Origin of the sequence: Thalassospira marina, assembly GCF_002844375.1 — a bacterium.
In the GTDB taxonomy this organism is placed as follows: Bacteria; Pseudomonadota; Alphaproteobacteria; order Rhodospirillales; family Thalassospiraceae; genus Thalassospira; species Thalassospira marina.
In genome coordinates, this window is record NZ_CP024199.1 from 3,473,919 (window position 1) to 3,496,434 (window position 22,516).

Below are 22,516 nucleotides of genomic sequence, written 5' to 3' on the forward strand. Positions count from 1 at the left end.
TCAGTCAGAGTGAAGCATCCGATGAATCACATGCCAACACTAACAACAGGCTATCAGCATATCCCAACAGTGGTGGACATATGTGACCTGGCTTTTTTGCGCGAAAGATTGGAACATCAGACCAATCAGCTTTTACTGATGCGTGAACGACGCGATCCATCAGCAGAACGCGCCATCTTCCAAACCGTGAATGATGGTGATCAAAGTGCAATCAAAATTTTCCGCATCAACCAGCTTTTAAGCCAGGACCATGAGCTTGCTCTGTATTTTCTGGGTCATCCAACCATTCAGGCGATTGGCCAAAAATTATGTGGCGCCGATGCCGTCCCGGTTTATGTCTCAGCGCAATTTCGCCATATGGGAGAAAGCAGCACTGTCATCTGGCATCAGGATATGGTGCACGACCGCGCAGGGCCAATTTACACCATTGGACTTTATCTGGATGACGCATGGTCGCAAAATGGCGCACTGCGTATCCTTCCTGATACGCAGTATTCCAAGGCCAATATCGAAGAAATCGTCCGCCAGAACGACGGTGCCAACCAATCGCAATCCATTCCGGTCGTAGCGGGCGATGTTATCGCCCATGACGTCATGCTGGTTCATTGCTCGGACGATATGAAGGAAACACAGCAGCGACGCACCCTTTATGTCGAATTCCGGTCACCCGAACGGGCATTGCAAAATTCAACGATGTCCGATGCCTGGATAAAATCACAACAGGGCTTGATGCGACAAGCAGCATGTTTTTATGAACTGGTCCGTAAAACCGGAAATTCTGAGGGCACTGAAATCATAAAGCAGGGCAAAGAATTGCATCTTGATGCAGGCGATATCCGTTTTGAAACGGCAAATTACCTGCATCCTTAAACTAACCGATCCCGCATATAAGCCTGCCACGGACCCGATACATTTGTGAATAACCATTGATACAAAATTGAATTACGCGCTCGCGGCGCGCGATGTCAGCCGCGTGCTTTTCGGGCTTCGGTGAAGGCGCGAAAAACGTCCAGGGTTTCGGCGCTGACATGATGTTCGATGCCTTCGGCGTCGAACTCGGCGATCTGGGCATCAAGGCCCAGCGCGATCAGGAAATCATAGACGATCTTATGACGTTCTCGGCATTTATCGGCCAGTTCCTGTCCGGCTTCGGTCAGGAAAATAGAGCGGTAAGGACGGCTGGACACAAAGCCGTCACGTTCCAGCCTTTTGATCGTATTATTCACCGTCGCCGGGGTTACGCCAAAGCGTGCCGCCAGCGAAACCGCGCGGGCTTCACCTTCCTCGACAATCAGATCGGCGATCATTTCCACATAATCCTCGGTTACTTCGCGTGCATGGGCATCGCGAAGCCGCGCAAAGGTTTCTGCGTGATTTTCCTTGGGTGGAAGCGCCGCCCCGCCGGCCATTCCCGTCTCCTGCTTGTGCGTAATGATTTGTCATACCAATTTTGATCTTAAAAATCAATTTAGCACAGGCTAACTTTTCATCCTAATTGCAAAACCGGCCATCCCCAAACCACCAGCCTTCAGCCGGCAGCTTAATGCTTTACGGCCCGCCAGAAAGTCATAACCAGGCATTCATCCCGCCCCAGTTTACCACTTTTGCGGAAATGCTTGTGCAAGTGGCGATAAGTGGCGGCCTCCGTTGCCGTCCAGCAAAAGATGCTGCGCCCGTCATCAGGCAGGCACACGTCACAAACCATATTTGCAAAGGGCGAAATGCCGTCCTCGTCGGTTTTCGCATCGTCTTTCGCGTTTGGCATCTCGCTGCTGGCTGCGACAAGTTGCGCCGATTGCATAACCGTACCTTCGGGCGCGCTACCATCACGAAAGACCCAGCCGATATCAAATCCTGCATGATGGGGAATATCGATTTTTGCTTGTGGGCCTGAAACCTCGAAAATCACCTGTCCGGTTTTCTCTGCCGGCAGTTCTTCAAGGTAACGACAAATTGCCGGCATGCCGGTTTCATCGGCGGCGAACAGATACCAGTCCGCATTCGTCAGATCATTGCCAATAGGGCCGGTAACGCCCAAAAGCTGGCCTGGTGCGGCATGATTGGCAAATCGCGATCCCGGGCCATTATCGCCATGCACGACAAAATCAATATCCATCCAGCCTTCATCAGCGTTGATCTGGCGAATGGTGTACACACGCGGTTCCACCTTTTTGTCGCCCTGCGGCCAAACCGGCAGGCCATTTTCGCCCATGGTCGGCCATTCGGGCGCGTCATCGCCATGAGGTGGGACAAGTAGGCGCACATGAATGGCCCCACCCAGATAGGGCGCAAGATCATCCCCCGTCAGGCGCAAACGGCGCATATCCGGGCCAAGGTCGCAGACCGAGGCGACACGCAATTCGCGAAAATTGGGCAGCTTGCCGGATTTGGCATCGCCCTGCCCTGCACCCTGCCAGCGACAATCAAGGTCCGCACCAGGTACGAGCTGATCCACCATGGTAATGACACCGGTTTTAAGCTGGCTGATCGCGGTATCATTGGCGGCAGTAATTTCAATGGTCAAGCCATTTTCCTGCTGGCCAACCCGCATGGTGCCCAACCCCACCGATATCACATGATCGCTGCCTTCAAAGGTCACGGCGCAATCATTATCGACATAGAATTTCGACAGAACATTCAGCGCTTCCTGCGGGTCGGGCACGGTAACGCGGGTATGCGCACGAAGAACGGCTGACGTCATGATAATTTCCGCAATTTGTGAAACGGGGATCAGGGAATGGCTTTTAATATTACAAATGAAAATCATTCTCAAATTTTTATTGAGGCGGAGGCCGATATTCTTTTTTTCTGCCCGGCGAAATGCGGTAAACCATCAAGGCACATGCGATATTTTATGGAAGAACGATGACCAATCCCGAAAAAATCCGGCGCCTGCGCGCACATGACCTGACCACCATGCTGCAATGGGCCGCAGAGGAGGGCTGGAATCCGGGGCAGGATGATGCATCGATCTTTTTTGAAACCGACCCGGAAGGCTATTGGGGCCTGTTTGACAAAAAAGGCCTGGCTGCCACCATTTCGCTGGTTACCTATAGCGCCGATTACGCCTTTATCGGTTTTTACATGTGCCGCCCGGACCGTCGCGGTCAGGGGTTGGGCCTGCGACTGTGGAACAGCGTGTTAAATGATGCCGTCGCCCAGACCATTGGCCTTGATGGCGTGGTGGCCCAGCAGGAAAACTATGCCAAATCGGGCTTTGTGCTTGCGCACCGCAATATTCGCATGGCGGGCGTGCTTGCCAATCCGGCCGATTTCACAGCGCCTGCCGACCTTTATGATCTGAAAATTGATGATATCGCCATTGCCGATGCCTTTGAACAAAGCCTGCATCTTTTTGGCGAATCGCGTCTGTCATTCCTGAAAGGCTGGATCGGCAGCGAAAAACACACCGCCCTGGCCCTGTATGGCCCCATGGGCATTCGCGGATACGGGGTCATTCGCCCCTGTCAGGAAGGATACAAGATCGGCCCGCTTTTTGCCGAAAATGAAACCGATGCCGAATGCCTGTTCAAGGCCCTGCTTTCGCGCCGGAAAAACAGCCTAGAAAGCCCGGTTTATCTGGATATTCCCGAACCCAACCAGGCCGCGGCCGACCTTGCCGCCCGCCATGGTATGCGCCCGGTTTTTGAAACAGCGCGAATGTATCGCGGAACCGATCCGAAACTTGACCTGACGCGTACCTTTGGCATTACCAGTTTTGAACTTGGCTAGTCTTCCCTTGCGATAAAATGAAAGATGCCGCAATTTCCAATATGCACTGTTCCGGTTTCCCCGTCCCCATATGGGGATGCAAAAGCAGATATCGTCCCTCCACAATGCAGTCGGGGAATAAAATCGGTTTCCCTATGGAAATCGGATAGTTAGTCACCAATTAGTTCTATATTGGCGTCTGGCCCAAACCATTTAATCTGGCAAAAACCACAGAAGATAGCAGTCATACACGATGGATATCGCAACACTCATTGGAATTATTGCCGGTATGGGCGTTATCGTTGGCGCCATTTTTATGGGCGGCAGCCTGAGCGCCTTTATCGACGTGCCATCCATCATGGTGGTTTTTGGCGGCACGGCAGCGGCCACGCTGATCAAATTTCCGATGCGCGATGTCATGAAATCGATGAAAACCGGCATTGGCATCGCTTTCAAAAACCCCAAGGAAGACCCGCAATCCATTTACGACAAGGCAATGGAGCTTTCGGCATTGGTACGTAAAAACGGCCTTCTGGGGCTGGAAAGTGTCGAAATTGAAAACGAGGTCATGAAGCGCGGCATCCGCATGTGTGTGGATGGTCACAATGGTGATGTTGTCCGCAGCTCGGTCTCGGCGGAGGTTGCCAAATCGATCCAGCGCGACGAACTTGGCGAAGTGATGTTTCGCGGTATCGGCGATACCGCACCGGCCTTTGGCATGATCGGCACCCTTGTGGGTCTGGTGCAGATGCTTGCCAACCTGTCTGACCCGGCAGCAATTGGCCCGGCCATGGCAATTGCCATGCTGACAACCTTTTATGGCGCGGTTCTTGCCAACCTGATTGCATTGCCTATTGCCGACAAGCTGGCGCTGAAGGTTGAACAGCTGCGCAATACCAAGGAGCTGATCGTGGAATCGGTTGTGCAGATCCAGGCCAGCCAAAGCCCGATGGTGATGAAGGAAATCCTTGGTCCCTATCTTCCTGGCGGTATCCCCGCGGATACCGGCGATGGCGGGGACGCTTGACCCGTTAAGCCATTCACGCCAGAATTGTCACCTCTCAACCCCGGATAAATTCACCCCATGGCCAAAAAACCAGCAGCAGGCGCGCCCGCATGGATGGCAACATTTGCCGACTTGATGTCGCTGTTGCTGGTGCTGTTTGTGTTGCTGCTGACCTTTGCTGAAATGGATGTGGTGAAATACAAGGCCATTGCCGGTTCGGTGAAAGCGGCCTTTGGTTTTGCCAAGGATGACCAGCTCGCCGGGGTGATTGAAATGGATGGGTCGCTTCTGGGCAAGGCGATTAAAAACCCGTCGCCCGATACACCGCGTGTCATTACCGAACTGCCCCCGGTCCAGACACCCCAGGTCGATATCGAAAAAAACGATACCGGGCAGGAACGGGCTGAAAAGCTTGAAAACACGATTGAAACCGTGTTGCAGCGCATGGGCCTGACCGAAGAAATCGGCATTGAACGCAAAGGCGACGAAGTCGTTGTACGCTTCCCCGATGATATTGCCTTTCCATCAGGTTCCTCGCAGATCAACGAGGAATTTGGCGCCATCCTTGACCGCGTCCTGCCCGTAATCAACCAAACCGACGGCACCGTGATTGTTGCCGGGCATACCGACAATATTCCGCTTTCGCCGTCGTCACGGTTTCAGTCCAACTGGGATTTGTCGGCTTCGCGTGCAACATCGGTTTTGCACTGGATGATCAATGAGAACCATATGGACCCCAACCGCCTGATCCTACAGGGATTTGGCGACAGCCGCCCGATTGCCGATAACGGCACCCCCGAAGGCCGCGCCAAAAACCGCCGGGTGGAATTGACCATTATCCTAGAAGATCAGCAAGGCGGCGCAAAACCGGGCAATGGCGGATCAGGATCAGGTTCATCTGCACCAGCAGGCCCGTCTGGCAACGGCAGCACTCCGGGCCAGCAGGGAAGCACAGCCACACCGCAAGAAGATAGCGGCCGGGTTGGCACCGGTTTTATCCGGCAGTCCCGCCCCTAAGCCGCGCGGGTGATCCGCGCCAATGATCCACGGACATTGGCCCAACACATAAAGCGTACCGCCCGCGTTCACCCGGCCTGATCACACCCGACATCACCGCACTATATCCATAACAGGCGATTTTTCTGCTGCGGCAAAACCGGCCTGTGCGGCAAACCACCACCAACCACGACCGGGTTTATTTTTCAGATCAGCCATTTGTACAGTTGCGGGCCTATTTATTTTAGAACAACTTTAAAAAGAACAATCCGCACCACCTGCCCTGCAGTTTCCCTGGGAAACATGTCCGTTTACGGGTTAATCGCGGCCAGAAAACACCAAAAATTTGTTCCGAAAAAAATAGATTGCACTTGCCTCTGCACAAAACAGGCATATACCCCATATGCATTAGTATAGGTTTCATTCTGGATACGCTGCCCCGAAATGTCTTCGATGTCTGATTTGTCCGTTTTATATGCTGATTACAGCCCCAAGGCCGCCAGCCTGGTGCGTGAAGCGTTGCAGCCGCTCAATATTGGCGCGTTTTATACCTGTGAAACCCAGGAAGAAACGCTGGCCATGGCGCATCGCTACCGCCCCCGGCTGGTGATGGTCAGCCTGCAGCTTGAAGGATATCAAGGCATCAAAACAATCGGCTATCTGCGCGCCCTTTCTGGCGGGCAGGAGGACCCGTATTTCAACCAGGTGCCCGTATTGCTGGGCGCCAAAACCCTGACGCGCGAAGCCATGCGCCATGCCGTTGCCGTGGGCATCGAAGGCGTATTTCGCCAGCCCGTTAACCCGGACCGGCTGCACCGCATTATCAATACGGTTGTCAAAACCCCGCGCCGCTTTGTGCTGGAGGGGGATTATTTTGGCCCTGCCCGCAAAAAAACCAATAATGCACAACCTGAACCGGCAAATGCCAGCAACAGCGAAGAAGCAAACGCCGAAGAAAACGCAGCACCCAACGCAGGTGCCGATACCGCCAACGACAATGCCAGCACGCCAGCAGATGAAAGCGCCAATGCCAACAATGACGGCAGCAGCGACGGCCTGCAGGTAAACCGACGGTCACGCCAGTCCAATGCCGGAGTCATCCTGCGCCCCGGGGGCAAGACAACATCGGTTTCCCGCCCGCCAGCAGCACGTAGCCGCGCCACGGCTAGCGGCATTACCCTGCCGCGCCCGCCTGCCAAGGGCGACAAAAAAGCTACCGCCATGGCCCTGTCAGACGAAGACCTTGTCGCACCGCCAAGCAAACAGGCCGCTGCAGCCATGCTTGAAGCAGGTGATTTGTTGCGATCCAACCAGGAAGCGGCCAAATCGGTTGCGACCCTGGGCACGGCAGAAACCAAAAAACCGACACCCGAAACGGCAAAACCCGCAGCTGTTGCCAGCAACGCTGCGCCATCATCGGAAACCGAGGATGAAGATGAAGACGTCCTTGCCAATAATGATGAAAACCTGATCGAGGTTGATATCAAAACCGCCCTGCTGACCCATAAAACCTGGGTCGATACCGGCGGCAAGGAAGGGCAGATGGTATCGTTTGAAAATGCCGATCTGCGCGATGAAGACCTTGAAGGCATTGACCTGACACGATGTGTATTGCCACAGGCATCGCTGCAGAATGCCAATTGCGAAGGGGCAGTTTTGCGGCGCTGTGATTTGACCATGGCGAATTTCACCGGGGCCAACCTGAAAAATGCCATTCTGGCCGCCAGCCGCCTCAGCGGTGCGAATTTCAAGGATGCCAGCCTTGCCGGTACCGTATTTCTGGGTGCCGACCTTGCCAATGCCAGCCTGCGCGGGGCCAAACTGATCAATTGCGATTTCAGCGGCTGCAACCTCGTCCGTACCGATTTCCGCGATGCCGACCTGTCATCGGCCAAGGGCCTGTTTTCCGAACAAATCCAGCGCGCGCGCATCAATGCCAATACCCGCCTGCCGCGCGACATGCGACTGAAAACGGTTTAGGGCAAAAAATGCGCCCAGCCCGTTTCCTCCATCACGCTGGCAGTGGCGTGCGATCGGCAAATAAGGTCGATTAATCCGCAGCGTTTTGCCGCATATTCAGCCAAATAAAAACAGGACTGTTGCGATCAGCGCCGTCCGAACATTTTTTCGATGTCGTTTAATTTCAGTTCAACATAGGTCGGGCGACCATGGTTGCACTGGCCGGAATGCGGGGTGGCTTCCATCTGGCGCAGAAGGGCATTCATTTCATCGGCATTAAGCTTGCGCCCTGATCGGACAGAACCATGACAGGCCATGGTGGCACAGACATGCATCAACCGGTCCTTTAACGCCATGCCCTGCCCCAGTTCCGCCAGCTCATCGGCCAAATCGCGCACCAGCGAAGCCACATCCACCTTGCCCAGCATGGCAGGCACTTCGCGGACCACCAGCGCACCGGGGCCAAAGGGTTCGATCACCAGCCCCAGTTCGGCAAATTCTTCGGCCCGTTCGGCAACACGGTCAGCGCCGGATTCATCAAGTTCGACAACTTCGGGCAGCAACAACCCCTGCCGCTTGACGCCGGTTTCGGCCAGGTCGGCCTTCATGCGTTCATAAACAATGCGTTCATGCGCGGCATGCTGGTCCACAATCACCAGCCCGTCGCGCGTTTGCGCGATAATGTAATTGGCATGGACCTGCCCGCGCGCTGCACCCAGCGGATGATCGACAAAACGGGTTTCGTCGGTAACATCAATACGTGCCGAAGGCGATGCACTGGCATAGCCCCCGGCCAAGGCCGCCGCCGCCGCCCCGGCAAAACCGCCATTGCCGCCACCATAGCCACCGGCATCCCCCGCACTGGATGCCCCTGCCGGATGGCCGCCAAAATCACGTGGGCGGTCAAACAACCCGCCAATGGCCGGGCCTGCGCCATTATCAAACGGGGCCTGGGCAGCATAATTGCGTTCAATCGCCTGATGGCCGGGATAGGAAGCCGCACTGCCATAGCCGCCATACCCGCTGATCCCCGGTCGCGCCGCGTTATAACCCGCAGCCCCGCCGGGCAACTCCCCCTCGCGGCGGGCAGCGCCCAGCGCCATATCGGCCACCGTGGTAGATGCCCGGTGCCCGGCGCCGGCCAAGGCATGTTTCAACGCCCCGACAATCAGGCCACGCACCAGCCCCGGGTCGCGAAAACGGACTTCGGTTTTGCCAGGGTGCACGTTCACGTCCACATCGCGTGGCTCAAGGTCGAGAAACAGGGCAAGTAACGGGTGGCGATCGCGCGCCAGAAAATCCTGATAGGCCCCACGCACAGCCCCCTGCAACAGCCGGTCCTTGACCGGGCGGCCATTGACAAACAGGAACTGCATTTGCGCATTACCCCGGTTCAGGGTTGGCACCCCGGCATAGCCGGTCAGGCGGATGCCTTCGCGTTCCGCCTCGATCTGCAGGGCGTTATCCTGGAATTCACGGCCCATTACCGCACCCAGCCGCTTCAGGCGGGCATCAAACAAATCCCCCGCACAGGCCGGGTAATTCAGGATCGATTTGTTGTTGTCCCCGCTTAAGCTAAAGCTGACATCCGGCCGCGCCATTGCCAGGCGCTCCATGATCTCGCGGGCATACATCTGTTCGGTCCGGGCGGTTTTGAGAAATTTCAGGCGCGCAGGCGTCGCATAAAACAGATCACGTACTTCAACCCGCGTACCAAACGGGTGGGCGGCGGGTTCCGGCTCGCCTTTCATGCCGCCTTCGATGCCGAGGCTCCAGGCGTTTTCAGCACCCTTTGTGCGGCTGGTCAAACGCATCCGCGACACAGAGCCGATCGAGGGCAAGGCCTCGCCGCGAAACCCCATGAAGGCGATATTGAAAAGATCGTCATCAGGCAATTTTGATGTCGCATGGCGCTCAACGGCCAGCACCAGTTCTTCGGGTGACATGCCCCTGCCGTCATCGGTGACAGAAAGCAGGGTCCGCCCGCCTTCGCGCAAGGTGACATCCACCTTCTTTGCCCCGGCATCCAGGGCATTTTCCACCAGTTCTTTCAACGCAGCAGCGGGGCGTTCAACCACCTCACCCGCGGCGATCTGGTTTATCAGGTTCTGGGGCAGAATGCGCAGCGACATAAACAAAAGCCTGTGTTGTTCTTCACCCTATATAGAAGGGCGCGGGGCCCAAAAGCAACAGGGGCAGCGAAATCCCTTTCGCTGCCCCTGCTTTGCGTTGGTTTCAAACCGGGAAGGTTGAGCAAACCCGACCTGAAATCAGTGCGGCGTCACATCAAAACCAAACCATTTGTCCGACAGCTTCTTGATCGTGCCATCGGCCTTGGCTTCAGCAATTGCCTTGTTGAACATGTCGCGCAGATCGGTGTCTTCCTTGCGCAGCCCGATCGAGCTGCCACGGCCCAGAATGCCACGCTGGAAGCGCGGACCGGCAACGACCATGTCGCTATTGCCTTCTTTGGCAGCCGCTGTCGAAAGGTAACCCATCGACGCCATGATCACGTCAACACGGCCAGCCAGCAGGTCAAGGTCATGCTGTTCGGTTGATTTGTATTCGCGGATTTCGGCAGTGTCTTTCAGGTATTTATCAAGAAAGACCGACGCGATAGAGGCCGTCTGCACACCAATGATTTTCCCTTTCAGGAACGGCTTGATGTCTTCAACGGCTTTTTCAGCCTGCGGCAATTCGGATTCCAGCGAAAAAACTTCGCCAAAATGCGGCATCTTTTCCAGATCGCTGCCGCGCGCTACGGCAAAGGTCTGGCCGGTGGTGCCATAGGATTCAGAAAAGCTGATGATTTTTTCGCGTTTCGCCGTTGCCGACATGCCCGCCATGATCGCATCAAACTTGCCAGCCGTCAGCGCGGGAATGATGCCATCCCATGCCTGGGTGACCATGGTGCATTCGACATTCATGCGCTTGCACAGATCCTTGTAAAGGTCGATTTCATAACCTTCCAGGGTGCCGTCCGGCTTGGTGGCGTTCCACGGGGGGAAGGCACCTTCGGTTGCGATCGTGATATGTTTCCATTCTTTGGCTTCTGCCTGGCCCAGCATTGCCAGCCCCATGCAAACGGCCAGAACCATTTTACCAAATTTCATTTAGACCTCCGTGATCTTGATTGTGGCGTTATCCCGCCAGCCCTGTTAGTGCGGCTGCGCCGCGATGAATTGCCGGAACCTGGCCGAACGGCTGGCCCCGAACACCGTTTCCGGTGTGCCGTCTTCCTCGATCCACCCCTGTTCGAGAAAGATCACCCGGTTGGAAACCTCGCGGGCAAACCCCATTTCATGCGTCACCACCAGCATGGTCCGGCCTTCATCGGCCAGCGCACGCATCACACGCAGCACTTCGCCCACCAGTTCGGGGTCCAGCGCCGATGTCGGTTCATCAAACAGCATGACTTTGGGGTGCATCGCCAAGGACCGGGCAATGGCAGCACGCTGCTGCTGCCCGCCTGACAGATGTGCAGGATAGGAAAAACGTTTGTCGTAAATGCCAACCTTTTCCAGATAGGCGCAGGCCTCGTCATGGCATTCGCCAGCCGGGCGCTTCTGCACAAAAACCGGCGCTTCCATCACGTTTTCCAGAACGGTTTTGTGCGACCACAGGTTAAAGCCCTGAAAGACCATGCCAACATTGGTGCGCAAACGGTTAAGCTGGGCGATATCGGCGGCTTCAAGGTCGCCAGTGCGGCCCTTGCGGGTACGAATGGTTTCACCAGCAATGGTGATTTCGCCCAGCGTTGGTGCCTCAAGAAAATTCACACAGCGCAACAGCGTTGATTTGCCCGAGCCTGATGACCCCAGGATCGACACCACCTGCCCTTCGGCCACATCAATGTCGATGCCCTTGAGAACTTCGACATCGCCAAAGTTTTTGTGCAGGTTGCGAATGCTAACCGCGACATTTTCGGCGGGTTTCGCGTGGGTGGTGGCGTCGGACACAAAATTGTCCTGAAGGATTGCTGATTGTGACTGTGCCATTATGCGGCCCCCCGGGCGGCGATACGGGTACTGGTGGGTCGTTCGGCTGCGACATGGCGCATCAGCCGTTTTTCCAGCACGGCAACCGCGCGCGACAAAATGAAATTGATCAGCAGATAAAGGCTGCCCGCGACAAGAAAGACTTCAACCACACGGTAGGTTTCCGAAATCATCTTGGCGGCCAGACCGGTAATTTCCATCAGGGTAATGATCGATGCCAGCGAGGTTGCCTTCAAAAGCAGGATCACTTCATTGCCATAGGCCGGCAGCGCCTGGCGGATGGCGAGGGGTAAAATGATGCGACGATAGATCATGACACTCGACATACCGCAGCTTCGTGCGGCCTCGATCTGCCCGCGCGGAACCGAAAGCAACCCGCCCCGCACAATCTGGCTACCATAGGCGCCGGTATTGAACATCAGGGCAAAAATGGCGCACCAATAGGGTTCGCGCAGGATCGGCCACATGAAGCTGTGCCGGATAAAATCAAACTGCCCCATGCCGTAATAGATCAGAAATATCTGGATCAGAAGGGGTGTGCCGCGAATGCAAAACACATAAAAATCGGCAATCGAACGCAGGATCACGCTGCGCGAAAGCTGCATCAGGGCCGCAGCAAGGGCAAAAAATACCCCGAAACCCGATGCGATAAAGGCAAGCTGCAGGGTCATGGGAATGCCCGGCAGAAGGCGCATCAGCGCCTCGTACATGAATGGGAAATCGATCATCTTGCCCCCCGAACCCCGCGTGAGAAATGCGCCTCGGAGAAACGGAACACCCGGTTCGAGACAAATGTAATCGCCAGAAACAGGATGGCGGCGGCAATAAAGAAATAAAACGGCTGGCGCGTTGACCCCGCCCCGATCTGGGCCTGCCGGGCCAGTTCAATCAACCCGGTTACGGACACCAGGGCAGATTCCTTCAAAACCACCTGCCAGATATTGCCCAGCCCCGGCAGGGCATGGCGCAGCAACAGGGGAATAATGATGCGGCGAAGCATCAGCATCCGGGTCATGCCTGCGGCACGCGCGGCCTCCAGTTCGCCACTATGGATGGCGTAATAGGCACCCCGGAAAACTTCGGTATGCTGGGCACCCGATGTCAGGCCGATTGCCATGGCACCGGCGGCAAAACCGGGAAAATCGATAAAGCCATCACCGCCAAAGGCACGATAAATGGCCGATAGCGCCAGGCTGCCGCCAAAATAAAACAGGAAAATAATCAGAAGATCAGGGATGCCGCGCAAAATGGTGGTGTAGGCATCGGCGGCAACACGCACCGGGCGGTTACCGGCAATTTTGGCCCAGGCCCCGAAGGTGCCAATAACACCACCCAGCATAAACCCGACCAGCGCGACCATGACAGTCATGCCCGCCCCGCGCAACATTGACCAGCCCCAGCCATCGGGGCCAAAATTCATCAATTCCCAGAAACTGGCATGCGACATTAACGCATCCTTTCGTGGTGGTTGGCGGGCATACCCGGCCAGAATGGTGCGGTAAACCGCCCCGTTCCGGCCAGACACACCATCATTTCACCGCCGGATCAAAACCGGGGATCGGCGGGTTCACATCATCAGGGATCGGATTAACAAACGGGCGACCCGCCAGACGTTCGTCAAAATCGGCTTTTGCCTCGGCGATCAGGCCGGGATTGGCAAAAAGTTCGGATGCGGTTGCCGCCATAACCTTGGCGGCATGGACCATGCCCTTATGTGCGGCAGGCATTTTGCCCTGTGCCACCAGTTGCCAGCTATGGCCCGGTGTTCCGATGGCATAGGTGGCACCACGCATCTGGACTGTCGGCACAACCCAGCTAACGGTACCGACATCGGTTGACCCGACATGGCGGCCATCGCCACTTTCGGGCGGGAAGATGGTGTCACACAGGGGCACATCAAGCTGCGGCTTCAGGCCAAAACGCGCATAGGCGGCGCGAATGTCCTTTTCGCTTAGGGTTGCCTGAATTTTGCGGGCAAAGTCGCGGTCGGCCTCGTCAAATTCGGGCGGGCCAAGGGCTTCAAGCTTGCGATGCATCAGCTGTTCCAGGGGGGTATTGCCAATCAGGTTGGCATCCCCGCTGACCACCACATGCTCGACACTGGTTTCGGTCATCAGGGCGGCACCCTGCGCAATCTTTTTAACCCGTTCGACCAGTTCGATCAGTTCATCGAGTTCACGTGCGCGGATCAGGTAACGCACGGTGGCATTGGCCTGCACCACATTGGGCGCGACACCGCCGGCATTGATCAGGGCATAATGCAGGCGCGCCGTGCTGGGCATATGTTCGCGCATGTAATTGGCACCAACATTCATCAGCTCGACCGCATCCAGCGCACTGCGTCCCAGTTCCGGCGAGGATGATGCATGTGCGGCCCGGCCCTTGAAATGGAATTCCAGTTCATTGCAGGCCAGCGAAATGGGGTTATTGACCCCGGCAAACGGGGCGGGGTGCCAGGAAATGGCAACATCAACATCATCAAAGGCACCCGCACGGACCATAAAGCCCTTGGCTGATCCGCCTTCTTCGGCGGGGCAACCATAATACCGGACCCGGCCGGGCAAATTGTTGCGTTCAAGAAAATCACGCACGGCAATTGCGGCCAGCATGGCCCCCGCGCCCAGCAGGTTATGGCCGCATCCATGGCCATTGCCGCTGTCATTGCGTGGTTTCTGTTCGGCAATGCCTGCTTCCTGGCTTAGGCCCGGCAGCGCGTCATATTCGCCCAGAATGGCAATAACCGGGCCATCTTCGCCAGCTTCGCCCAGCACGGCAGTCGGGATACCGCCGACATTTTCGGTAATGCGAAACCCCTTTTGCGCCAGCATGTCGCGGTGGCAGGCAACGCTTTGCACTTCGGCATAATTCAGTTCCGGCATTTCCCAGATCTGGTCACTCATGGCGCATAATTCGGGGCTGTGCCCATCCACCATTGTCCAGATTGCGTCGGCATTCGACGTGGCTGCCATGTGATTTTCCTTGTATCCGTATTCATCATCTATAAATTGGTGCCAATTTTGGCGCATATTTTTCCAATGTAAAGAACAAACCGAATTTTTTGCTGGAAAATTACGCACTACGCAAAACTGCGTATTAATTACGCACACCAATGCTGCTGGCATGTTTTTGCCAGTCCGCTATACAATCGGGCGCAACTTCCGAGCGCCAAGGCACCCAAGCACCCGAGGAAACGTTGAAACCAGCAAGCAGTGATAGTGAAAACAGCCTGGTCGACCAGATCGCAACCGACATCCAAGCGGGTGCCTATGCACCGGGATCGTGGTTAAAGCAGATCGAACTGCAACAGCGCTATAAAACATCGCGCCCGATGATCCGCCTAGCGCTGGACCGGCTGGCACAAAAACGCCTGATCCGCCACGAACCCAATCGCGGCTATTACGTTTATGAAGCCGATGGCGATGAAGTACGTGACCTGCTGGATTTACGTGCCATGATCGAATGTGCAGCCGCTAAGCGCATTATCCGCCACGGCACCGGGCCGGAATGCGACCACCTTGAAGAACTGGCGCAAAATTTTGAACAGCTGATCGATACCGGCAGCATCCTGCAGCAATATGAAGCCAACCTGGCCTTTCACCAGCAGCTTTTAAGCATGTCGGGCAACCCCCAGATCGCCGTGATCATCGATGATTTGCGCCATCGCATCCCATCGGCCCCGGCGGGCCAGTGGCGCACCTATCAACGGGTCAAACAATCCAGCGCCGAGCATTTTGAAATGGTTGCCGCCATTCGCAACCGCGATGCCGATGCCCTGGGCGACACCATCCGCCGCCACATCCAGCAAACCCCATAAAAAAACACGACAGGTTCCCCCGCCGTGTTTCTTGTCATCTATATGCTGTATCAGGCGCACAAACTAGAAGGTCAGTTTGCCCTCAGGCTTGCCCACCACAATCGCCGTTACATGGTCCGGGTCCATCAATTCGCTGGCAACACGGTTTACATCCTGTAGCGATACGGCATTGACGTAATCATTCCGCTTATCAAGGAAATCAATCCCCAGATCCTCGGTCTGCATGCCCACCAGCATGCCCGACAGGTTGCCAAGGCTGGTAAAGCGCAGCGGAAACGCCCCGGTCAGATAGGATTTGGCGTTATCAAGTTCATCCTGGGTGATGCCGTCTTTCTGCATTTTCTGCCATTCATCACGAATAACCGACAGGCTTTTGCCAATGGCATCATTGCGGGTGGCAACACCCCCCATCATGAAATCAGCCTGGTCCAGATTGGCAAGATAGCTGTAAACGCCATAGGCAAGACCGCGCTTTTCACGGACTTCTTCGGTCAGGCGCGATGAAAAACCACCCCCGCCAAGAATGTAATTCATGACATAGGCGGCATAGAAATCCTTGTCTTTGCGCGCGATACCCTTCTGGCCCCAAATGGCCTGGCTTTGCGGGTTATCCTGCGAAATGACCTTCACATCACCACCAAATTTCGGCGTAACGGCCGGAATTTCCGGCAGCCTGCTTTTTTCCGGCAGGCCGCCAAAGGCTTCGTCCAGCAGCGGGCCAAGTTCCTTGGCACTGATATCACCGGCAACACCAATCACCAGATTGTCACGCGCCAGCGACCGTTTCACGAAATCGCGCAAATCGGCCACTTTCAGGCCATTGACGGTTTCAAACGTGCCTTCTACCGGGCGGGCATAGGGATGTTCGCCAAAAACGCTTTTGAAAAAGGCGCGCTGCGCCATTGAACCGGGGTCGGTTTCTTCCTGTTTCAGGCCCGCCACAATCTGCGAACGAATACGTTCAACCGCTTCGTCATCAAAACGGGGCGATGTCAGCGACAGTTTCAGCAGGTTAATCGCGGTGGGCCGTTCGCGCGTCAATGTTACCAGCGACCCGGTAAAATCATCGCGCCCGGCATCATAGGCCAGGCTGATGGATTTGTTTTCCATCAGGCCCCGGAAGGTCTGGCTGTCCATATCGCCCGCACCTTCATCGATCAGCCCGGAAACCATATTGGCCCGGCCCAGCTTGCCATCGGGGTCGGTGGCGGCACCGGCCCCCTTGAAGGCAAAATCAATGGTCAGAAGCGGGTTTAAATGATCTTCGATCAGCCAGGCTTTGATCCCGCCTTTGCTGACCACTTCCTGCACTTCAACAGCCTTGGCCGAACCAACATCAAAACCGGCAATTGCGACCAGCGCAACCAGGCCAAAGGCAAACTGGCGGGATGTGTTTTTCAATGAAAATGCCATGATCAATGCGTCTCCATCTCGCCGGTTACGGGGGCTGTGGGCATGCCGGGGCCTTTTGCCCCTTTGGGGCGCAAAAGCCAGCCGGTGACAGAACGTTTGTCGTCCAGCACCGCACGCGCAGCGGCATTAACCTGATCAAGCGTTACAGCATTAATACGGTCGGGCCAACTTTCAACCTGATCAACCGTCAGGCCAACAGCCAAAGCCTCGCCCAGGGTGCGGGCCGCACCCGAAAGGGAATCGCGGGCAAAAACCGCACTATCAAGCAGGCGCTGGCGGGCTTCATCAAGTTCCTTCTGGGTGATGCCGTCTTTCAGGGTTTTGGCAATTTCATCATCCAGGGCAGCTTCCAGGTCGGCCATCTGCACGCCATCGCGGGGCACGGCATAAAACCCGAAGGTCGATAAATCCATCGCCACCGGGTCATAAAAGCTGCCTGCCGTGGTTGCCAGTTTCTGGTCCACCACCAGCGATTTATAAAGGCGGCTTGTGGTGCCCGATCCCAGAATTTCGCTAAACACTTCCAGCGGCGGCGCCTGATCGGCATTTTCGGTATTATAGGACGGTGCCAGATAATAACGCGACATGGATGGCTGGCCGACGCGGGCATCGGTCAGGGTAACCTTGCGCGGGGCATGCTGGGTGGGTTCTTTTACGCGGACACGCTTGGGAACATCATGGGCCGGGATGCTGCCGTAATATTTTTCGGCCATCGGCTTAAGTTCATCCATCGTGATATCGCCAGCCACCACCAGAATGGCATTATTGGGCGTGTACCATTTTTTGTACCAGTCCATCGCATCCTGGGTGGTCAGTTGCTGCATTTCATGCAGCCAGCCAATAATCGGCCGCCCATAGGGATGCTGCATGAAAAGAGCATTGCGCATCTGTTCGCCCAGCAGGGCGCTGGGGTTGTTATCGGTACGCATGCGGCGTTCTTCGATGATCACGTCGCGTTCCGGCAAAACGACCTTGTCGCTCAGTTGCAGGTTCTGCATCCGGTCGGCTTCCATTTCCATGACCATGCCCAGGCGGTCCCGGGCGATATTCTGGAAATAGGCGGTGTAATCCCATGTGGTAAAGGCATTGTCCTGCCCGCCATTACGCGCCACGATCTTGGAAAACTCGCCCGGGGCAATGGTTTTGGTACCCTTGAACATCAGATGTTCAAGAAAATGGGCAATGCCCGACGTACCGGGGATTTCATCGGCCGCACCGGCCTTGTACCACACCATATGGGTCACAACCGGGGCCCGGTGGTTTTCCACCAGCACCACCTGCATGCCGTTCGACAGGGTTGTGGTCTTGGGATTAAAAACGCCTGCCTGCGCAAAGGGGGCAAACATCAGCAGCACCAGCATCAAAACCGGAAGCACGACCGGGACGCGATGCAAAACACGTTGGGACGAAAATTTCATGCTGTCTTCCTTGGGGAACAGTCCGGGAATTAAGCGAATTATTTTTATATAACCCTGCCTTTTCATGGAATTGGGCAGGATGTCCTGATTAAGAACCGATTATGACAGAACAAGGGCGCGGAAGTTCCGCGCCCTTGTTTTTTCGATCACAATTTGGCGAGCAGCCCACCCCTGCCGGGGCGAATTGCCAATCCTAGAAAATATCTTCGAGAATGCCTTTTTTACGGCGTTCAATCGTCGGCGTGTCGCCTTCGGTAACCGGGTTACCCAATGCCTGCTGGTCGCGAATGCGCTTGGCTTCTTTTGCCGGGTCAACCTGGCTGCCAAATGCCGGTTTTTCCTGCCAGAAAACCAGGCGATCAACGACGCTTTCGTTTTCCTTGATCAGGATCGATGTTTCGCGATCCACTTCGGTACGGATATCGGGGTCGGCATATTGTGCGCCACCCTTTTCCAGAAGGGCGACTTCGCCGCTGCTGCGGTCGGCCGAATTAAGATCACGCGCCACCGGGTTCGGTGTTTCACCGGTCAGCAGGCGACGGGCCTGTTCGGTGGTGGTGCCTGTCTGCGGCCGGGGTGCGCCCGGATCGGGGGCACGCAGGTTATATTCCGGCGGCAAACTCAGGGGGGCGCGCGAAACCACCTGAAATTCGTCAGGGGACTGTTTGTTCAGCCCGAAGGTTTCCTTGGTTGATTCACAACCGGTCACGGCAAGCGCCAACCCGGTTAGCGCCACAATCCTGATCAGATGAGATTTCCGGGTCATTCACGCCTCTTGCAAGTCTGTCATCGGGGCCCCATTTGGCCCGACCAAAATTATCGCGAAGTTTTTTTACCGCCAAACAGGGAATCGATCAACAGCAACGCGGCCCCAATCGTAATTCCTGTATCGGCGATATTAAATACCGGCCAGTGATAGCCCGCAACATGCAAATCGATAAAATCCGTCACCGCACCGTGGCGCAGGCGGTCTACCAGGTTGCCAACGGCCCCGCCAACCACCATGGCAAGGGCAATTCCCAGCACGCGATCACGGGTTCGCCACATCCAGACCAGAAAGCCAATTGTGATAATGGCGGTGCCAAAAATCATCACCCATGGGGCCTGGCCCTGAAACAGACCAAAGGAAACACCCGGATTCCACGCCAGAACAAAATTCATGAACGGCGTAACCTTGATGTAGCGTGCCGGATCGGACAGCGCATCAATGGCGATCTGTTTGGTCCACTGGTCAAGGATAAACACAACCGCCAGAACCGGCAGGCCCAAGGCAAAGGCGCGATGTTTCATCAATTTTCTTTCCGTCTGCCCATATGACAGGGCCGGACATCCATGCCCGGCCCGATTTTTCGTTTCATGCTGCCCGTTATTGCGCGGCACCCATTTCATCAACGGCGTCGGCACACCGGTTACAAACGGTCTTATGTACCGGATGCGATCCAACTTCGGGCAGGATCTGCCAGCAACGCTCGCACTTCTCGCCTTCGGCCAGTGCCGGCACCACGGCCACACCTGCCACATCTTCCAGACGATAGGCATCTTCCGGTCCCTCGCCTGCAATCAGCTCGATATCCGAGGTAATGGCAATTTCCGCCAGGCTCAGACCATCAAGGGCGGTGATATAGGCGGCGTCGGCATAAACCTTCGGTGCGGCATCAAGGCTGCCACCGATACGTTTTTCCGCACGTTCCACTTCCAGTGCGCCGGTCACAACACGGCGCAGCTTGCGGATTTTTTCCCATTTCGCGGCCAGTTCATCATTTTTCCAGCCATCGGAAACGGTGTTGTAGGTCTGCGCATGGACCGAGCTTTCGGTGCCATAACGGGCACGCCAGGCTTCGTCGGCGGTAAAGCACAGAACCGGTGCCAGCCAGCGCACCAGGCAATCAAACACACGGTCCATAACGGTGCGTGCTGCACGGCGGCGCAGGCTTGAAGGCGCATCGCAATAAAGCGCATCCTTGCGGATATCCAGGAAGAAGGCCGACAGGTCCTGGGCACAGAAATTGTGCAGTTCGATGAACAACTGGTGGAAGTCAAACGCCGCCGTGGTTTCACGAACGGTATCGTCCAGCATGCTCAGACGGTGCAGAACCCAGCGTTCAAGTTCCGGCAGTTCGCTATCGGCGACTTTTTCTTCATCGCTGAAGCCCGCAAGGTTGCCCAGCAGGAAGCGCAGCGTATTGCGCAGACGACGGTAAATGTCGGAATGGCGCTGGATGATCTCGTCGGAAATGCGCAGGTCATCATGATAGTCAGAACTGACAACCCACAGACGCAGGATATCGGCACCGAATTTGTTGATGATATCCTGGGGCGCGACCACGTTATTGAGCGACTTGGACATTTTATAGCCCTTGCCATCCAGAACGAAACCGTGTGTCAGCACCGCATCATAAGGCGCACGGCCACGCGTGCCGCATGATTCCAGAAGCGACGAATGGAACCAGCCACGATGCTGGTCCGACCCTTCAAGATACAGGTCAGCCGGCCATTTCAGGTCCGGGCGTTCTTCAAGAACGAAGCTGTGTGTCGAACCGGAATCGAACCACACATCAAGAACATCCATGACCTGTTCGTAATCATCGGCATTGTAATCATTGCCAAGGAAACGCTGCGGGTCCGATGTGAACCAGACATCGGCACCTTCTTCACAGAAAGCGGCATAGACTCGGTCCAGCACGCCCTGATCACGCAGTGGTTCACGGGTTTTCTTGTTTACAAACACCGTGATCGGAACACCCCAGGCACGCTGGCGCGATACGCACCAATCCGGGCGGTTCGCAATCATGGAATGCAGGCGGTTACGGCCTGCTTCCGGGACGAAACGGGTATCGTCAATTGCCTTGAGCGCGGTTTCACGCAGGCCATTTTCCGTCATGGAAATGAACCATTGCGGCGTGGTGCGGTAAATCACCGGTGCTTTGGAACGCCAGGAATGCGGATAGCTGTGCTTGAGACGGCCACGCGACAGAAGTGCGCCATCTTCAATCAGCTTGCCAATGACGGTTTCGTTGGCATCGCCTTCCTTGCCATTGGCATCATAAACGGTACGGCCCGCAAAAAGCGGTACGTGATCGTAATATTTGCCTTCGGCATCAATCATTTCCGGCACTTCCAGCCCGTATTTCAGGCCGGTCACATAGTCATCCGGGCCGTGCGTGGGGGCTGTATGGACAAAGCCGGTACCGGTATCGGTCGTGACATAATCGGCCGCCAGCAACGGCACATCAAAATCATAACCCTGACCGCGGAACGGGTGGGCCGCAATGCCGCCTTCCAGATCACGCCCCTTGAAGGAACCGACAACCTTATGGCCCAGAATACGGCCATTCTTGCACATATCTTCGACCAGATCGGCACAGACAGCCAGCTTTTCGCCGACCTTGGCCCAGCATTCCTCGGCGGTTTCGGTAACTTCGATCACGACATAGTCGATATCATCGCCATACGAAATCGCACGGTTGCCCGGGATGGTCCAGGGGGTGGTCGTCCAGATAACGATGCTGGCACCTTCAAGCACCCCGACCGATGATTTCACCACCGGGAAGCGCACATGAATGGTCTTGCTGGTATGGTCGTGATATTCGATCTCGGCTTCGGCGAGCGCGGTTTTTTCAACGACCGACCACATCACCGGCTTTGACCCGCGATACAGCGACCCGTTCATCAGGAACTTGCCCAGTTCGCGGGCAATGGCGGCCTCGGCACGGTAATCCATGGTGATATAGGGGTTATCCCAATCGCCCATCACGCCAAGGCGCTTGAATTCCTCGCGCTGGATATCCAGCCATTTCTGGGCAAAGTCGCGGCATTCCTTGCGGAATTCGGCAACCGGAACCTCGTCCTTGTTTTTGCCCTTGGCGCGATACTGTTCCTCGATCTTCCATTCGATCGGCAGGCCGTGGCAGTCCCAGCCGGGAACATAAACCGCATCCTTGCCCATCATCTGCTGGGACCGGGTGATCACGTCTTTCAAAATTTTGTTCAGTGCATGGCCAATATGCAGATGGCCATTGGCATAAGGGGGGCCGTCATGCAGCACGAACTGTTCGCGCCCCTTGGAAATGCCCCGAATGGTGCCGTAAAGATCGTCTTTCTGCCATTGCTCCAGCAATGTCGGCTCCATTTTCGGCAGCCCCGCCCGCATCGGGAAGTCGGTCTGGGGCAGGATAACGGTCTTTTTGTATTCGACGCTCAT

Annotated in this window: 19 protein-coding genes; 6 read left to right on the plus strand and 13 right to left on the minus strand. The window is 55.9% G+C overall.

The features are described from left to right. Positions 1-30: 30 nt before the first annotated feature. Complete coding sequence (locus CSC3H3_RS15855) at positions 31-870, plus strand: phytanoyl-CoA dioxygenase family protein (RefSeq protein ID WP_157831927.1); 840 nt, start codon at positions 31-33, stop codon at positions 868-870. Positions 871-965: 95 nt separating this feature from the next. On the opposite strand, the gene mntR is transcribed toward CSC3H3_RS15855, so the two are convergent. Then, complete coding sequence (gene mntR / locus CSC3H3_RS15860; protein WP_101285467.1) at positions 966-1,409, minus strand: manganese-binding transcriptional regulator MntR; 444 nt, start codon at positions 1,407-1,409, stop codon at positions 966-968. A gap of 131 nt (positions 1,410-1,540) precedes the next feature. After that, the gene (locus CSC3H3_RS15865; protein ID WP_172963437.1) at positions 1,541-2,701 is read right to left on the minus strand and encodes a siderophore-interacting protein; all 1,161 of its coding nucleotides are present in this window, start codon (positions 2,699-2,701) and stop codon (positions 1,541-1,543) included. A gap of 164 nt (positions 2,702-2,865) precedes the next feature. On the opposite strand from CSC3H3_RS15865, the gene CSC3H3_RS15870 reads away from it, so the two are divergent. From CSC3H3_RS15870 to CSC3H3_RS15885, 4 genes are all read left to right on the plus strand, one after another. Further along, the gene (locus tag CSC3H3_RS15870; protein ID WP_101285469.1) at positions 2,866-3,732 is read left to right on the plus strand and encodes a GNAT family N-acetyltransferase; all 867 of its coding nucleotides are present in this window, start codon (positions 2,866-2,868) and stop codon (positions 3,730-3,732) included. A gap of 232 nt (positions 3,733-3,964) precedes the next feature. Beyond that, positions 3,965-4,738: a motility protein A gene (locus tag CSC3H3_RS15875; protein ID WP_101271666.1), complete on the plus strand. Its 774-nt coding sequence runs from the start codon at positions 3,965-3,967 to the stop codon at positions 4,736-4,738. A gap of 57 nt (positions 4,739-4,795) precedes the next feature. Further along, positions 4,796-5,734: an OmpA family protein gene (locus CSC3H3_RS15880; RefSeq protein ID WP_101285470.1), complete on the plus strand. Its 939-nt coding sequence runs from the start codon at positions 4,796-4,798 to the stop codon at positions 5,732-5,734. Positions 5,735-6,166: 432 nt separating this feature from the next. Beyond that, a complete protein-coding gene (locus tag CSC3H3_RS15885; protein WP_157831928.1) occupies positions 6,167-7,693 on the plus strand; it encodes a pentapeptide repeat-containing protein in 1,527 nt (508 codons plus the stop codon). A gap of 125 nt (positions 7,694-7,818) precedes the next feature. Here the strand turns inward: CSC3H3_RS15885 and mutL are convergent, their stop codons facing one another. The 6 genes from mutL to CSC3H3_RS15915 all read right to left on the minus strand — a co-directional run bounded on the left by mutL (position 7,819) and on the right by CSC3H3_RS15915 (position 14,639). After that, positions 7,819-9,804 (minus strand): DNA mismatch repair endonuclease MutL, encoded by a 1,986-nt coding sequence (mutL, locus tag CSC3H3_RS15890; protein ID WP_101285472.1) that lies wholly within the window; start codon positions 9,802-9,804, stop codon positions 7,819-7,821. Between the two features lie 138 nt (positions 9,805-9,942). Next, entirely contained in the window at positions 9,943-10,785 is an 843-nt protein-coding gene (locus CSC3H3_RS15895) for a transporter substrate-binding domain-containing protein (protein ID WP_101271674.1), read from the minus strand. A gap of 45 nt (positions 10,786-10,830) precedes the next feature. Then, positions 10,831-11,670, minus strand: coding sequence for an ABC transporter ATP-binding protein (locus CSC3H3_RS15900; protein WP_101285473.1), 840 nt, complete (start codon positions 11,668-11,670; stop codon positions 10,831-10,833). Next, positions 11,670-12,398, minus strand: a complete 729-nt coding sequence (locus CSC3H3_RS15905; protein WP_342751344.1) for an ABC transporter permease — start codon at positions 12,396-12,398, stop codon at positions 11,670-11,672. The genes CSC3H3_RS15900 and CSC3H3_RS15905 overlap by 1 nt, the downstream gene beginning before the upstream one ends. Next, on the minus strand, positions 12,395-13,117 hold the full coding sequence (locus tag CSC3H3_RS15910) for an ABC transporter permease (protein WP_101271678.1): 723 nt from the start codon (positions 13,115-13,117) through the stop codon (positions 12,395-12,397). The genes CSC3H3_RS15905 and CSC3H3_RS15910 overlap by 4 nt, the downstream gene beginning before the upstream one ends. Positions 13,118-13,199: 82 nt before the next feature. Next, positions 13,200-14,639, minus strand: a complete 1,440-nt coding sequence (locus CSC3H3_RS15915) for a M20 family metallopeptidase (RefSeq protein WP_101271679.1) — start codon at positions 14,637-14,639, stop codon at positions 13,200-13,202. A 224-nt stretch (positions 14,640-14,863) separates the two neighbouring features. Between CSC3H3_RS15915 and CSC3H3_RS15920 the strand changes: the two genes are divergently transcribed. Then, complete coding sequence (locus CSC3H3_RS15920; protein ID WP_172963438.1) at positions 14,864-15,484, plus strand: GntR family transcriptional regulator; 621 nt, start codon at positions 14,864-14,866, stop codon at positions 15,482-15,484. A 63-nt stretch (positions 15,485-15,547) separates the two neighbouring features. On the opposite strand, the gene CSC3H3_RS15925 is transcribed toward CSC3H3_RS15920, so the two are convergent. The 5 genes from CSC3H3_RS15925 to ileS all read right to left on the minus strand — a co-directional run bounded on the left by CSC3H3_RS15925 (position 15,548) and on the right by ileS (position 22,516). Next, entirely contained in the window at positions 15,548-16,897 is a 1,350-nt protein-coding gene (locus CSC3H3_RS15925) for a M16 family metallopeptidase (RefSeq protein WP_101285475.1), read from the minus strand. A gap of 2 nt (positions 16,898-16,899) precedes the next feature. Beyond that, complete coding sequence (locus CSC3H3_RS15930; protein WP_101285476.1) at positions 16,900-18,315, minus strand: M16 family metallopeptidase; 1,416 nt, start codon at positions 18,313-18,315, stop codon at positions 16,900-16,902. 193 nt (positions 18,316-18,508) lie between these two features. Beyond that, the gene (locus CSC3H3_RS15935; RefSeq protein WP_101271687.1) at positions 18,509-19,081 is read right to left on the minus strand and encodes a DUF3035 domain-containing protein; all 573 of its coding nucleotides are present in this window, start codon (positions 19,079-19,081) and stop codon (positions 18,509-18,511) included. A 50-nt stretch (positions 19,082-19,131) separates the two neighbouring features. Beyond that, the gene (gene lspA / locus CSC3H3_RS15940) at positions 19,132-19,605 is read right to left on the minus strand and encodes a signal peptidase II (RefSeq protein ID WP_101271688.1); all 474 of its coding nucleotides are present in this window, start codon (positions 19,603-19,605) and stop codon (positions 19,132-19,134) included. A 76-nt stretch (positions 19,606-19,681) separates the two neighbouring features. Further along, positions 19,682-22,516, minus strand: coding sequence for an isoleucine--tRNA ligase (gene ileS, locus CSC3H3_RS15945; RefSeq protein WP_101285477.1), 2,835 nt, complete (start codon positions 22,514-22,516; stop codon positions 19,682-19,684).

Coding starts and splice junctions, on each gene's coding strand:
- CSC3H3_RS15855 (WP_157831927.1), top strand. CDS start 31: ATGCCAACACTAACAACAGGCTATCAGCATATCCCAACAGTGGTGGAC.
- mntR (WP_101285467.1), bottom strand. CDS start 1,409: ATGGCCGGCGGGGCGGCGCTTCCACCCAAGGAAAATCACGCAGAAACC.
- CSC3H3_RS15865 (WP_172963437.1), bottom strand. CDS start 2,701: ATGACGTCAGCCGTTCTTCGTGCGCATACCCGCGTTACCGTGCCCGAC.
- CSC3H3_RS15870 (WP_101285469.1), top strand. CDS start 2,866: ATGACCAATCCCGAAAAAATCCGGCGCCTGCGCGCACATGACCTGACC.
- CSC3H3_RS15875 (WP_101271666.1), top strand. CDS start 3,965: ATGGATATCGCAACACTCATTGGAATTATTGCCGGTATGGGCGTTATC.
- CSC3H3_RS15880 (WP_101285470.1), top strand. CDS start 4,796: ATGGCCAAAAAACCAGCAGCAGGCGCGCCCGCATGGATGGCAACATTT.
- CSC3H3_RS15885 (WP_157831928.1), top strand. CDS start 6,167: ATGTCTGATTTGTCCGTTTTATATGCTGATTACAGCCCCAAGGCCGCC.
- mutL (WP_101285472.1), bottom strand. CDS start 9,804: ATGTCGCTGCGCATTCTGCCCCAGAACCTGATAAACCAGATCGCCGCG.
- CSC3H3_RS15895 (WP_101271674.1), bottom strand. CDS start 10,785: ATGAAATTTGGTAAAATGGTTCTGGCCGTTTGCATGGGGCTGGCAATG.
- CSC3H3_RS15900 (WP_101285473.1), bottom strand. CDS start 11,670: ATGGCACAGTCACAATCAGCAATCCTTCAGGACAATTTTGTGTCCGAC.
- CSC3H3_RS15905 (WP_342751344.1), bottom strand. CDS start 12,398: ATGATCGATTTCCCATTCATGTACGAGGCGCTGATGCGCCTTCTGCCG.
- CSC3H3_RS15910 (WP_101271678.1), bottom strand. CDS start 13,117: ATGTCGCATGCCAGTTTCTGGGAATTGATGAATTTTGGCCCCGATGGC.
- CSC3H3_RS15915 (WP_101271679.1), bottom strand. CDS start 14,639: ATGGCAGCCACGTCGAATGCCGACGCAATCTGGACAATGGTGGATGGG.
- CSC3H3_RS15925 (WP_101285475.1), bottom strand. CDS start 16,897: ATGGCATTTTCATTGAAAAACACATCCCGCCAGTTTGCCTTTGGCCTG.
- CSC3H3_RS15930 (WP_101285476.1), bottom strand. CDS start 18,315: ATGAAATTTTCGTCCCAACGTGTTTTGCATCGCGTCCCGGTCGTGCTT.
- CSC3H3_RS15935 (WP_101271687.1), bottom strand. CDS start 19,081: ATGACCCGGAAATCTCATCTGATCAGGATTGTGGCGCTAACCGGGTTG.
- lspA (WP_101271688.1), bottom strand. CDS start 19,605: ATGAAACATCGCGCCTTTGCCTTGGGCCTGCCGGTTCTGGCGGTTGTG.
- ileS (WP_101285477.1), bottom strand. CDS start 22,516: ATGAGCGTCGAATACAAAAAGACCGTTATCCTGCCCCAGACCGACTTC.